We start from the raw sequence: 12519 nt of genomic DNA, 5'->3' as shown, positions 1-12519 counted from the left end.
AACCGTTATTTGGCTCGAGACTTGATCTCTTGCAAGTTTAGCGGATTTTGAGGGAGTTATGTTCCAGCAATCAGGGAAAATCAAGCCCAAATTCATCAGTTGACATTCGATAGCGCCGCGAAAGTCCTCTATTTTGAATGAAAAGGGCGATAGCGGTAAAATAGGGCCCTCCCGAACCGTTAACGAACCGCATCTGCGCCAAGCCAAGCCCTCGCAGAAAAAAGACGAGGTCACCCCTTGCACAGTTCCGGCGGAAAGCTGCCGCCGCCAAAGCAGAAAAACCGGAGGCAATTCTCCGGTTTTCCTTGAAGCTGGAATGCTAGACCGTCATCGCATCGATCATCATCGCCGCCGCTCCGGTGACGAGAGCCTCGTCGCCGAGTGCTCCGCGGGAGAACATGACTTGATAGGCCGGATAATAGTAGGCATTCCGAACTGCGATGCGCGTGCAAGTTTGAAAGAAGAGCGGGTCGGAGGCAATCAGCGGACCGCCGAGGATCACCTTCTCCGGATGTAAAATATTCAGCAAATTCGCAAGTCCTACGCCAAAATAAGAAGCCGCCTGCGTAAACAGCTCGATGGACAGCGAGTCGCGCCGGCCGAGCGCCTCAAGCAAGTGGGAGTACTGCAGCTTCTCGGGATCTTCGCAGAGTGAGCTCAATATGCTTTCCCGGCCCAATTTCATCGAACGGATTGCATGCTGCTCCAGTGCGTGAATGGAGGCATACGCCTCAAGCGAGCCGTAGTTGCCTTCGGCATTCATGCGCGGGCCGTCCGCTTGGATGATCATTTGGCCGATCGCGCCCTCCATATCTACGGCGCCATAAACGACCTTGCCGCCGACCATGACGGAGGAGCGGAGACCGACGCCGACATGGATGTAGAGCACATGCTGATACTGCTGTTCTCGTGAGGCCCACTGCTCGCCGAGAAGAGCCGTATTCGCACCGTTATCGAGCTTAACCGGAATGCTCAGCCGGGCCTCCAGCTCGGGTGCGATCTCCACATTGCGCCAGCCCGGAGCGGGAAAGTAGAGCGGCTCGAGTATCGTGCCGCTGTCCCGGTCAAGCGGGCCGACTGCGCCGATACCCATGCCGATGACGGAGTCCGGCCTGATTCCGCGGGAAGCGAGCATGGCTTCCGCCTTGCCCTCTACGAGCTCGATGAATACATCGGGGGTCATCGTATCCGTCATCATCCAACGCTGCGAATCCAGCTTATTCAGATGCATATCGTACAGCACCAGCATGGAATGCATTCGCGAAATATCCAGACCGAACACGTAGCCGTATTCGGGATTCGAGCGATACAGTATCGGTCTTCTGCCGCCGGTCGATTCGCCGAAGCCCGCCTCCTCGATCAAGCCCCCCGACGTCAGCTCCTCCAAGGTTCGGGTCAGTGTGCTGCCCGTCCAATCGCCGCTCTCCAGCAGTTCTTGTTTCGAGACAACTCCTCTTTTATGTATGAGCGCAAACACATCCTTGTGCTTGCGCCCGGGAATGCGATCTTGCAGTCGGATCACAGTAGGATCAGCCTTCCTGTCAATAAGGATGGATACATTATACACGAAAATCCAACTGAATTACTAGGTTTTTTATTCTCTTAAAGAGCAAAAAGAAAAGGCGATTTTATATACGTAGAAATAGTCTCGTATCATGTAGCTAACCATAATGGCCGGCATAAGATTAAATATCCAGATTATAGGAGGAAGCTGCTCATGTCAAATTTGTTGTGGGAATATTTACGATCGCAAGATTCGTTTAGAACGCTAGTTTCTCTGCATCCCAGCCCGGAAGGGAACATCCTGGAGTTCACCGATGCGGAAACGGCATCCGCGCAAATTGAATTTTTTCGTTATATAATCGCGAGCTTGCAGCCAACCAAAATACTGGAAACCGGTACGAATAAAGCGCTATTTGCCTATTTGCTTTCGCATATTCTACCAAAGCCGGCAACCCTGTATACGTTTGGCCTGGAGCCTGAATCCGGAAAATGTGTGAATTATTTAAACAGCATTCAAAATAAGCTGCAAATCAAATTCTACCAAGGCGATTCCAAACAAACGCTGCCGCACTTCCACGAGCAAGGAATCGAATTCGCGTGGGTGGATGGCGGACACGACGAGGTTACCGCATACAGCGATATTGTGAATTGCGTGCGTTTAAACATCCCTTATATCGCAATCGATGATTTGAGACACAGTCCACACCTGCAGGCCGTCGTCCAACGGGTCTTGAATGAATATCCAAATTACAAATACGGGGAAAATCCGTTCTATCACAAAGATTCGCGGGGCGCTGTTCTCATCGTACGATCCGAAGGCTCTTCATTGCTTAACCGTTTTAAAATTTAATGATGGAAAGTGTAGAAATAGCGGCGGTCCAGGATTGTTGGCTGCCGCTGTTTCGATTATTAAAAACAAAGACCTAGCGGCGATTGTCCGCTAGGGTATCTTTGTTAACGTCGTAATCTATTTCTAAATTCCGAGACGTAGGTTTTTAGGCTAGACTCTAATTCCCGTGGCACCCAGCCTAACAGCCGCCTTGCCTTGTCGTTAGCGCCATAGTTGACCATCGATTCGCCCGGACGCATCGGGAGCGCACCGAACCGCAGCACGGAAGGGTCGGCCGACAGCTCGGCGGCCATCATCATCAGCAGCGTTTTGAGCGATAAGGCGCTGCCGCCGCACAAATTGATAATGTCAAACATGACGTCGCGTTCCAGGTCGGCAGCCAGCGCTTCGTAGCCCTCGACGATGTCTTGGATGGAGCAGAAATCCCGGCGCTGCTCGCACGCGGTCAGATCTAGCGGACGCTGCGCAATTAATGCGGTCAGCGCGCTGGGGAGCAGCTTCCTGGGGCTATCCAAAACGCCGAATGGAATAAAGATACGCGCCACCCGTGTCTTCATCCCGTAAAGGCTGGCAAGCTGCCGGGCCCGCAGGGTGGCTGCCAGCTTCGACAGCCCGTATGCGGTATTCGGCCAGCAGGCGTCCTCCTCGAGACAGGCAGCAGTTGTATCGCCGTACTCCGACATCGTTCCCGTCAAAATCATGCCCTCCGCACCGGCGGCGGCCAGTGCTTCAAATAACGGTTTCAGCGCCAATACGTTAATGGAGTTTGCCGTATTCAAATCATAGCCGTCCGATTCGTAGCCGCTGACGTAGCCCGCATGCTGGAGCCACAGGCGAGGCTGCTCCTTCAGCACAAACGAGCTTAAGGTGATGGATTCCTCAATATTAAGCCGTTCCAGCCGGACGCCGGAGGATAAGACGAATTGAAGTCTTTCTTTGCGAATACCGGTGTAGTTGCTGACTTCATCGCTGACAGTACCGACTACATCCGCACCCAGCCGGCTGAAATGAGCAGCCAAATAGCAGCCGATAAAGCTGCTGACACCGGTAACGACCACCTTCTTGTCCGCAAAGCGGAAAGGCTGCACACGCTCATGCCGTACCGCTATCGTCTCAATCATTACAATCACGCATATATTGGCGGATTTGCCGCAAGGTGAAGGTTCTCATATCCATACCTGTCCGGTAAGCTTTATCCCAGTCGGCTATTTTCTCAACAGCGGTCCGGATGCTCCATATCGGCTTCCAATTCAGCTCTGTTTTCGATTTGGAGCAATCGAGCTTTAGGAACCGGTGCTCATGGGGCTGATTGCCGGGAGGCGTGTCGTAGCGAACGTCCATCCCCAAGTGGGAGCCGAGCAGTTCAAACACACTCCGGACACTCACGGCGTCATCGTCGTCCGGGCCGAAATTCCACGCAGAAGCGAAGCGCGGTCCATCGGTCAGAAGCTTCTGCAGCAGCATAACATAGCCTCTCAAAGGCTCCATCACGTGCTGCCACGGCCGTATGGCATCGGGGTTGCGGAGCGTGATCGTCTCGCCCCGGTGAAAGGCGTCGATCAAATCGGGAATGAGACGGTCCTTAGCCCAATCTCCGCCTCCGATGACGTTACCGGCCCGGGCGGAAGCAACCGCGACCCCGTGTTCTTCATAGCGGTCGGGGTGAAAATACGAACTGCGATAAGAGGAAGTGACGAGTTCGGAGCAGGCCTTGCTGCTCGCATAAGGGTCGTAGCCGCCTAGCGGCTCGAATTCCCTGTATCCCCATGCCCACTCCTTATTGTCATAAACTTTGTCTGTCGTGACGTTCAAGACGGCTTTGACAGGTACTCCGTTCATGACCGCGAGTCTGATCGCCTCGAACAGGTTGACTGTACCCATGACATTGACTTCATAGGTGTTCACAGGATGTTCATACGACGCCCGGACGAGCGGCTGGGCAGCCATGTGAACGATGACTTCCGGACGGAATTCGGCAATGGCGGCTTGCAGGGCGGCTGCATTTCTAACGTCGGCATAGTAATTGGCTGCAAGCGCCGACAGCCCGCACAGTTCAAACATAGAAGGCTTCGTATTCGGCGGCAGGGAATAACCGGCGACAACGGCCCCCATCGCATGGAGCCACAAGGTGAGCCAAGAGCCCTTGAAGCCGGTGTGACCGGTAATCAACACCCGTTTTCCGGACCAGAACGAGGAATTGATGGCAGCTACCATGTTTTCCACGGAGCGTTACCACTGCTCCAAAGCTTCTCCAGAACCATTTTGTCGCGCAATGTATCCATCGGATGCCAGAAGCCGGTATGACGGAACGCCATCAATTGCCGCAGGTTCACCAGGCGCTCTAACGGCTCCTTCTCCAGAACGGTTTCATCCCCGTCAATCAATTCGAACACCTCAGGACTCATTACGAAAAATCCGCCGTTAATCCAGCCTCCGTCCCCTTTAGGCTTCTCGACGAACTCTTCGACTTCATCATGTTCGTCGAGACGCAGGGACCCGAAGCGTCCGGATGGCTGCACCGTCGTAACGGTAGCCAGCCTGCCGTGAGAGAAATGGTAGTCGACGAGCGCGCCTATATTGACGTCAGACAGGCCGTCACCATATGTCAACAGGAATGGCTGGCTGCCGATATACGGTGCGATTCTTTTTACGCGTCCGCCGGTCATCGTGTCTTCCCCTGTGAATACTAACGTTACTTTCCAAGGCTCGCCATGATAGTTGTGGATGATTTTGCAGTCCTGTTCATTGTAATCAAAGGTAACATCGGATTGGTTGATATAATACCTCTCGAAATACTCCTTGATCACATCCCCTTTATAACCCAGACAAATGACAAAGTCTTGAAACCCCCATCGGGAGTACAGCTTCATGATATGCCACAAAATCGGTCTGCCGCCGATTTCCACCATAGGCTTAGGCTTGACGGAGGTTTCTTCGCTTAGTCTAGTACCGTAGCCGCCTGCCAGGATGACTACTTTCATGGTTGAATTTGAACGCACGGCGTGAGCTCCTTTCCAGTTGTAGTATGGTTCAAGCTGGTTTGTACCAGTTTATGTGCATGCTTGGAAACGGGAACCCTAGTATTTGTCTATTTTCATATTTCAAGGCTTTGTAAGAGCGTTGAATTGTAGAAGAGTGGACGAACATATCGAAGACAGCTGCACAGCGCGTTATGCTTTTTTGCCGGTTCGTTTCCGTAACGGGCTCTTGAGACGCGTCCGCTTTCTTGCCGTTCTTCTGCTCTCGAGGGAGACAGCTTTCTTTCGTCCGGCTCTTTGAAGAGATCTGGAAGCCATAGATTTCCGAAGCTTTTTCGTATTTTTGTTCAGGCGCTTCGCGACCGGCCTTCTTTTTTTTCGGCGGATTCGTTGATTTCTACTCTTCGTAACGGTTGCAGCAGCTTCGGTATTGTCCGTTTCCGGAATAAAGAAGGCATTGGATAGTGCGAAGGGGTCCGCAATAGACTGATCGTGGTAATACCGCTCACGCAGGGCTGCTCTGGCTTTGTAGTCGATGTGGGAGCCGTCATGATACCTTTCATAAGACCATTCGATTCCGTCGAGCTGGGAATACCCGAGCGATTGCAGCTCATACAGATACATATTCCGAATTTCGTTCGCGATTTGCTGCTGTTCTTCAGGCTGCTGGTTGACATAGTCAATAAAGTGAGAGTTAATACCGGACATATGAAACGCTCTTACGGGGAGGTTGTTGGTCAGATACTGAAAATAGTTCAGAACGGACAGCTTGCGTTCGGATAAATTCCAAGGTGCAAGATTGTAGCCGGGATGACGAAGCACCAAAGCTTGATCAAAGAAAACAGGAGCGTATTGAAGCCAGGTTTGATCCGAAAATAAACCGTCCTTATCGCTTAAATACCCGTAATTCTCAACTCTGCGCGTCCACCAGTCGATGAAGCTTTCTGCAGCGGAATCCCGCCTAAAGGCTATAAAGCCTCCGTTGATCGCCCCGTAGTAGCGATAGAATTTCAATTCGGAAGGACGAAACGGTTCGGGAGAATACGAATAGTGGGGAGTAACTACGATCTTGTATTGATTCAGGATTTCCTCCAGCTCATCAAAATTGCCGAACACATACATGTCGGTATCCATATGAACGAACGTATTCTCATAGCTGTGGGTTTGATAGGCGTATTTTAATAGCTGCGCCTTGCAAGAATTGATTCCCTCCCAAGCGTTGTACTGAAATATAAATTTGTGAAAATTCGGATACGGGCAAATATGCTTGCCCAAAACGATTTCATCGATATACGGCAGCTGAGCGCAGCCCTCCGGAATGCTTTCCTCGATCAAGCCGACAATCACTTTACAATTGGGAATATGCCTTTTGGCCGACTTAGCCATTAACATGGCTTTCTTCAGATAGGCGGCGCTGGACACGGTCGTGATGATCAACAATAATCCCTCCTTAAATTCTGTGGGCCAAGTTGTCGAAAGTCTGTTTCCTGCGATAGCTTATGAAGACAGGGGAGAAGTGAACCCTACTATATGTCCAAATTTGAAGAATCAGGCGGATATATGCGATGGAAAATAGCCCTTACGCCAAACGCCAGCGGAACATATAGTATTCCAAGCGTTATGTTAGGAGGGTAGAAATGAAAATAGGCATAATAGGAACAGGATATGTCGGGCTGGTTACTGGCGTTTGCTTGGCGGAAATGGGACATGAAGTCACATGCATTGACCAAAATACTGCGAAGATCCAGCTTCTGCAGTCCGGACAAGCACCTATTTACGAGCCGGGTCTTGAGCCTCTGCTTACTCGGCATAGTGCGCTGGGAACCTTGCAGTTCAGATCCTCGATCGCCGAAATGGCAGAAGATGCGGCTGCCATCTTCATCGCCGTCGGTACTCCTTCCGGAGCGGACGGGACGGCCGATCTGAGCTTTGTTCTTCAAGCTGCGGATCAAATTGCCGATTTCATAACCCGCTATACGGTCGTTGTCGCCAAATCGACGGTTCCGGTCGGAACGACTCGAGTTATTATGGAGCGAATCCAAGCTAAGCTTGAAAGCAGGGGCTTATCCAGGAAGCTTGCGGATGTCGTATCCAACCCCGAATTTTTGAGAGAAGGTAAAGCGATCGAAGATTTCCTGCAGCCGGACCGCATCGTGGTAGGTATCGAGTCGCAACAAGCAGCGCGGGTCATGGAACAAATCTATGAGCCTTTGACGAAGAAGGGACATTCGCTGATTGTTATGGATTTGAGATCATCGGAGATGACCAAATACGCAGCTAACGCCATGCTTGCGTCGCGGATCAGCTTTATCAATGAAATCGCGGAGCTCTGCGAGGCGACAGGGGCCGACGTCGAGAAGGTGCGTCTAGGTATTGGATCCGATCATCGAATTGGCCCGTTTTTTTTATCTGCGGGTGTAGGATACGGGGGCTCTTGCTTCCCCAAGGACGTAGCGGCTTTAATGGCAACCGCCCGTGAGTACCAGGCTTCTTCCTCCATTCTGCAGGCAACCGTTGAAGTCAATCGCAGACAGCGAAAGCGATTTTTGGCTAAGGTCGCCGAATATTTTCACGGGAGCTTGGAAGGGAAAGCTATCACCGTATGGGGAGTAGCCTTTAAGCCCGATACCGACGACATTCGGGAAGCGCCGGCGCTAGATTTGATCAAGAGCTTGCTGAATGAGGGAGCCGCCGTATCCATCCATGATCCTATTGCGCTTCCCCATGCCAAACAAGTATTCGGCGATCGTCCCGGAATTCGATATTTCAATGATCCGTACGAAGCCGTACAAGGAGCGCATGCACTGATGCTCGTGACGGATTGGGACGTTTACCGCAAGGCGGATATGGACCTTGTCAAGAAGTCAATGAACAAGCCGGTCGTATTTGACGGCCGAAACGTATTCGACCCGGTGCAGATGAAGAATGCGGGCTTTCATCACTATTCCATAGGGAGGAAGGCGTCATGGGAGCACGAATGAAAATCGTAGTTACGGGAGGCGCAGGCTTTCTGGGCTCGTTTTTGTGCGAGAGGCTGCTGGCGTCCGGTCATGACGTTATCGCTTTGGACAATTTATATACCGGAACGGTCGATAACCTCAAAGGATTGACCGGTCATCCTAACTTTACGTTTATCCAGCACGATGTCAGCGTTCCGATCGATTTGGACGCCGACCAAATTTATCATCTGGCATGTCCGGCATCGCCCAAGCATTATCAGAAAGACCCGGTGATGACGTTGAAGACGTCGCTGCTGGGAAGCTTGAACATGCTGGAGTTAGCACGAGCGCGATCCGCGCGAATCTTATTCGCCTCGACAAGCGAAGTGTATGGAGATCCGGCGGTTCATCCCCAGACGGAAAGCTACAACGGGAATGTGAACGTAGTTGGACCGCGTGCATGCTATGATGAGGGAAAACGAGCGGCCGAGACGTTGTTTTACGAATACAACCGTATGTATCAAGTCCCAGTCAAAGTCGTTCGCATATTCAATACGTATGGTCCCCGAATGAATAAGGATGACGGCAGGGTGGTCAGCAACTTTATTGTGCAAGCGCTGAGCGGCGACGACATTACGCTGTATGGCGATGGAAGCCAAACCCGGTCTTTCTGTTATGTCACCGACTTAATTGAAGGAATCGTTCGGATGATGAACAGCTCGAATTCGTTTGTCGGCCCCGTAAATTTAGGGAATCCCGAGGAATATACCGTCAAAGAGCTTGCTGAACGGATAATCCGGTTGACGAATAGCCGGTCAAAGATCGTTCACCGTCCGCTGCCTGCCGACGACCCCGTCAGAAGAAGGCCGGATATCGGTCTTGCCGCCGCCATGTTGAACTGGCAGCCTAGCGTAAAGATCGCAGAAGGATTGCAGCACACCATCGATTATTTTGCAAGTGTATTGGAGCGGGAAAAATAATAGACTGGCTAGGTGTTGCCTAGACAGTCTAATCGTCATCACAGTCCCATGAATTGCAGCGATTGCTCCAGATGGTTGCGGTCGACATAAATGTTCTCGTCGCCGACATAGCCCGTGTCCGAGGGGCCGACGCTACGGCAGATCAGGTGATAGTAGTCCAGTCCTCCCATATTGCTAAGCTTCCAATATAAATTGGGTTTAAAGTTTTCCCCGAATAGCTCCAACACCCTGGTCTGAGGCCGGCAAAATGTCAGATTGGCAAGCCCCGCACCGTGAGGAGCAACAATCACCTGCGCCGAATGGAAAAGCTGAATTTGCTGCTCGACCGGGATGTCCTCGAGAGCGCAGATGCGGAAGCCGTAAGCAGACAGCAGATCCATGATTTCTTGTTCGTTCTCAATTCGCCTTCGCGGTTGGTTGCCGCGACTGATGTATATGCGCTCATTGCCGGCACCGATATTGGTGTGGAGATTTTGCTTATACAGCAATTCCTCGCGCAGCCAATCTATTGTCCATTGCGGGTAGTTTTGATTCTCTTGCGCCGATGCTACGGCCAGCTTCTCTGCTCGAAGGTGAAATTGCGGGTGGGCGAGAATGATTTGCTCCGGTTGTATGCCCAACATATATAAGGTTGCTAGTTGGAAGGGACGCGAGCTTGACAAATTAACGGCGTACTTGTCGACATGAATACCGGCCACTCTCAGCAGATGAATGCGGGTAAGCACGTCGTACAGCCAGTGCCAGTAATTGTCTGCGGTACAGAAGGCCAAAGCGGCGACGGTCCCGGACGTATCCATAAGGGGATATGGCTCCCAATTCGTCATCGCGGGATGAAACTCCGGATTTTTGCCTGTTGGAAAGTCGAGAGAAACATCCGATAACAGGGTGTTGTCCGCTGTGATCACATGCCCATGCGGCCCCCACATTCTTCCTTGGGGAATAACGGCGGCAAAGCTGTGGCCCCAAACTTGGTTGGTTTCATGAAACTCGGGAGCGTGGATCGCTTTGGCGGTCGCGAAATACCGGGACTGGTCGGGATACAGGATTGTAAAATAACAGTCCTTGTTTCCATTGTGGATCCATTCGCTGACATACGGCGCCGTATCGGCGTATCGAACGGGACGCCCCGGTTCGATAAGAACGGCGGGCTGCGGAGAAGAAGCCTTTCTTCTTCGCCTAGCCGCCTTTTTCTTTTTTTTCTTCAGCTTCAGAGACCTCGTTTGGCGCAGCGGGTTCCGGCGTTTCGTTTTTTTTCGGCGGCCCCCGGTTGGTTTGGTGCGCTTCTTGATGGATTTCACTTGTTTGTTTCTTCTAGTATTGGAAGCTTGTTTTCCCCGCGTTCGTTTGGTTTGCATGCTCAACCTCCGTCTTCGGAATTTTACATGCAGTTTATGCGAATGACCCGGGGCAGGAGCGGCAAAATGCCCAATGGACGGCAAAATGGGTAAGTAACATCTCTCTATGGACAAGCCCGTCTTTTTTATTTCTAGCGATTCTACAAATCTATCAAGGAGAGCAGTCTAATCCAATAAAGCGAAGCTTGAATACAATGTCTATTATCTCTCGATAGAAAAAGAGGATGGCAAGAAATTGCCGAAGGGAGGTTCGACATGAGCAGGCCGCTCGGATATTGTACCGTTCAAGAATGGGTCCATAGTTCTCGAAGCAAATATCCTGAAAATATGACGATGGATTTGAATCTTGCAGCGCATTGCCGCTTATCGCCTTCTAAAGGCCTGTATCAGCCCGTTTTTACCGAGATGGCATATAGGGAGCCTAACCCCTTCGTATCCATCGTCGCAGAGGGGAGGGTGTGGGGGAGAAGCGGGGCCGTATTAACGCCTAATGTGCACCTTCTTTACGATGCTTCGACTTATCATGACTTTGACCCTAGACAGCACGAAGTGTTTCATGCATGGACACCGCTGCAGATGGACCGCTTTCATGGAACGGCAGCGGTTATCACTTGCTGGGACCCGCAAAATTATTTCCATTGGCTGTACGATATTATCGCCAGGTTTGAGCTGCTTAGAAAAAGCGGAGTTCGTGTCGATCAATATATTCTTAACGGCACGAAACATCGTTTTTTAGACGAAGTATTAAGGCTGTTGAAAATCGAAGAGTCGAAGGTCGTGTATACAGACGACCAATTCTATTGGTCCGCTTCTCAACTAGCGATTCCTTCTCTTCCGAACCGTGTGGGGTATTCCGAATGGACAGTCGATTTTCTTCGCAAGAAGCTGCTGCCGTACGCATCCAAGGATTTTCGGCGCTCCAAATCTATTTATATTAGCAGGGGGGATGCAGCGTATCGCAGAATAGCCAACGAGCATGAGGTGATCGGTGTATTGCAGCGGTTTGGTTTTGAGGTTTACACACTGGGGGCGCTTACATTGAAGGAGCAAATTCAGTTATTCGCTTCGGCGGAGATGATTGTCGCTCCCCATGGTGCCGGATTGGCCAACTTGACTTTCGCCCAGCCCGGAACAAAGGTCATAGAACTATTTGCTGAAACGTTTGTTTCGCCGCTATACTGGGTCCTCTCTCATCATTGCAAGCTTGACTATTACACATTAGTTTCAAAAGCCTACAATCCGCAAGGGTACGCAGGCTTTCATGATAGCCTTGTTGATATCAATGAGCTATGCTGCCTGCTTCTCAAAATAAGAATGCAGCCTTGATGAACGCACCGGTCATGCTGTGATGGGAATTCATGCAAAATGGAGGGAATGGATATGCCTTTGCAAATTGCATTTAAAACATGGGATTCCAAATATTATATGACCCACGAGTCCGGCGGCGGGAACATTATTGTTGCTAATCGAACACAGAGAGGACCGTGGGAAACATTCTGGTTGTACATTCATGACCCGTTGAACTTTATTGTGTTTCTAAAAACACATGATCAACGCTTTTACGTGACGGCCGAAGGCGGCGGGGGGCAAATCTTGGTCGCCGATCGAACGGAGCTGGGACCATGGGAGCTGTTTCGGCTGGAGCAATTGGGAAATAACCGCATATCCCTGCAGGCGCACAATGGACAATATGTGTGCTTCGAAAACGGAGGAAATAGTATCGTAGTTGCGAACCGAAACGTGCGCGGTCCTTGGGAGACTATCAACGTAGAATTGTTGTAGTAGGGTAGGGTACCGGGCGGACAAGTTCGCCGAAAGTGCACGGGGGCCGATAGGCGGTTAGGAAGAATACAATGAGGCTGTCCCAAAAGTCATCGTAGATGACTGAGGGCAGCCTCTTTTCATTTTGTACAA

At 51.1% G+C, this 12519-nt stretch carries 11 protein-coding genes; 5 read left to right on the top strand and 6 right to left on the bottom strand.

Translation table 11 applies throughout. The annotated features are described in order from the left end of the window. Nucleotides 1-319: 319 nt before the first annotated feature. Nucleotides 320-1522, bottom strand: coding sequence for an ROK family protein (locus ACFFK0_RS15950; RefSeq protein WP_377471254.1), 1203 nt, complete (start codon nucleotides 1520-1522; stop codon nucleotides 320-322). A gap of 195 nt (nucleotides 1523-1717) precedes the next feature. On the opposite strand from ACFFK0_RS15950, the gene ACFFK0_RS15945 reads away from it, so the two are divergent. After that, nucleotides 1718-2353 (top strand): class I SAM-dependent methyltransferase, encoded by a 636-nt coding sequence (locus ACFFK0_RS15945; protein ID WP_377471253.1) that lies wholly within the window; start codon nucleotides 1718-1720, stop codon nucleotides 2351-2353. A gap of 104 nt (nucleotides 2354-2457) precedes the next feature. Here the strand turns inward: ACFFK0_RS15945 and ACFFK0_RS15940 are convergent, their stop codons facing one another. The 4 genes from ACFFK0_RS15940 to ACFFK0_RS15925 form a co-directional block, all read right to left on the bottom strand. Next, nucleotides 2458-3474, bottom strand: a complete 1017-nt coding sequence (locus ACFFK0_RS15940; protein WP_377471252.1) for an NAD-dependent epimerase/dehydratase family protein — start codon at nucleotides 3472-3474, stop codon at nucleotides 2458-2460. Next, the gene (rfbG, locus tag ACFFK0_RS15935) at nucleotides 3467-4567 is read right to left on the bottom strand and encodes a CDP-glucose 4,6-dehydratase (protein WP_377471367.1); all 1101 of its coding nucleotides are present in this window, start codon (nucleotides 4565-4567) and stop codon (nucleotides 3467-3469) included. The genes ACFFK0_RS15940 and rfbG overlap by 8 nt, the downstream gene beginning before the upstream one ends. After that, the gene (gene rfbF / locus ACFFK0_RS15930; protein ID WP_377471366.1) at nucleotides 4561-5334 is read right to left on the bottom strand and encodes a glucose-1-phosphate cytidylyltransferase; all 774 of its coding nucleotides are present in this window, start codon (nucleotides 5332-5334) and stop codon (nucleotides 4561-4563) included. The genes rfbG and rfbF overlap by 7 nt, the downstream gene beginning before the upstream one ends. 189 nt (nucleotides 5335-5523) lie before the next feature. Next, nucleotides 5524-6768, bottom strand: coding sequence for a hypothetical protein (locus ACFFK0_RS15925; protein ID WP_377471251.1), 1245 nt, complete (start codon nucleotides 6766-6768; stop codon nucleotides 5524-5526). Between the two features lie 200 nt (nucleotides 6769-6968). Here ACFFK0_RS15925 and ACFFK0_RS15920 point away from each other — a divergent pair, with 200 nt between their 5' ends. Both ACFFK0_RS15920 and ACFFK0_RS15915 read left to right on the top strand, forming a co-directional pair. Next, nucleotides 6969-8312, top strand: a complete 1344-nt coding sequence (locus ACFFK0_RS15920) for a UDP-glucose dehydrogenase family protein (protein WP_377471250.1) — start codon at nucleotides 6969-6971, stop codon at nucleotides 8310-8312. Continuing rightward, nucleotides 8297-9250 (top strand): UDP-glucuronic acid decarboxylase family protein, encoded by a 954-nt coding sequence (locus ACFFK0_RS15915; RefSeq protein ID WP_377471249.1) that lies wholly within the window; start codon nucleotides 8297-8299, stop codon nucleotides 9248-9250. The genes ACFFK0_RS15920 and ACFFK0_RS15915 overlap by 16 nt, the downstream gene beginning before the upstream one ends. Nucleotides 9251-9288: 38 nt before the next feature. On the opposite strand, the gene ACFFK0_RS15910 is transcribed toward ACFFK0_RS15915, so the two are convergent. Continuing rightward, nucleotides 9289-10605, bottom strand: coding sequence for a glycosyltransferase family 61 protein (locus tag ACFFK0_RS15910; protein ID WP_377471248.1), 1317 nt, complete (start codon nucleotides 10603-10605; stop codon nucleotides 9289-9291). A 255-nt stretch (nucleotides 10606-10860) separates the two neighbouring features. Here ACFFK0_RS15910 and ACFFK0_RS15905 point away from each other — a divergent pair, with 255 nt between their 5' ends. Together ACFFK0_RS15905 and ACFFK0_RS15900 are read left to right on the top strand one after the other, a co-directional pair. After that, nucleotides 10861-11931 (top strand): glycosyltransferase family 61 protein, encoded by a 1071-nt coding sequence (locus ACFFK0_RS15905; protein ID WP_377471247.1) that lies wholly within the window; start codon nucleotides 10861-10863, stop codon nucleotides 11929-11931. 54 nt (nucleotides 11932-11985) lie between these two features. Next, nucleotides 11986-12387, top strand: coding sequence for a fascin domain-containing protein (locus tag ACFFK0_RS15900; protein ID WP_377471246.1), 402 nt, complete (start codon nucleotides 11986-11988; stop codon nucleotides 12385-12387). Nucleotides 12388-12519 lie beyond the last annotated feature (132 nt).

It is taken from the genome of Paenibacillus chartarius (assembly GCF_042432825.1).
Classification (GTDB): domain Bacteria; phylum Bacillota; class Bacilli; order Paenibacillales; family NBRC-103111; genus Gordoniibacillus; species Gordoniibacillus chartarius.
This window is presented reverse-complemented; position numbering and strand designations above follow the sequence as displayed.

Bases quoted from the DNA above. Each gene is read 5' to 3' on its own strand.
- ACFFK0_RS15920 (WP_377471250.1), top strand. From the start codon at position 6,969: ATGAAAATAGGCATAATAGGAACAGGATATGTCGGGCTGGTTACTGGC.
- ACFFK0_RS15910 (WP_377471248.1), bottom strand. From the start codon at position 10,605: ATGCAAACCAAACGAACGCGGGGAAAACAAGCTTCCAATACTAGAAGA.
- ACFFK0_RS15915 (WP_377471249.1), top strand. From the start codon at position 8,297: ATGGGAGCACGAATGAAAATCGTAGTTACGGGAGGCGCAGGCTTTCTG.
- ACFFK0_RS15905 (WP_377471247.1), top strand. From the start codon at position 10,861: ATGAGCAGGCCGCTCGGATATTGTACCGTTCAAGAATGGGTCCATAGT.
- ACFFK0_RS15940 (WP_377471252.1), bottom strand. From the start codon at position 3,474: ATGATTGAGACGATAGCGGTACGGCATGAGCGTGTGCAGCCTTTCCGC.
- ACFFK0_RS15945 (WP_377471253.1), top strand. From the start codon at position 1,718: ATGTCAAATTTGTTGTGGGAATATTTACGATCGCAAGATTCGTTTAGA.
- ACFFK0_RS15900 (WP_377471246.1), top strand. From the start codon at position 11,986: ATGCCTTTGCAAATTGCATTTAAAACATGGGATTCCAAATATTATATG.
- rfbF (WP_377471366.1), bottom strand. From the start codon at position 5,334: ATGAAAGTAGTCATCCTGGCAGGCGGCTACGGTACTAGACTAAGCGAA.
- rfbG (WP_377471367.1), bottom strand. From the start codon at position 4,567: ATGGTAGCTGCCATCAATTCCTCGTTCTGGTCCGGAAAACGGGTGTTG.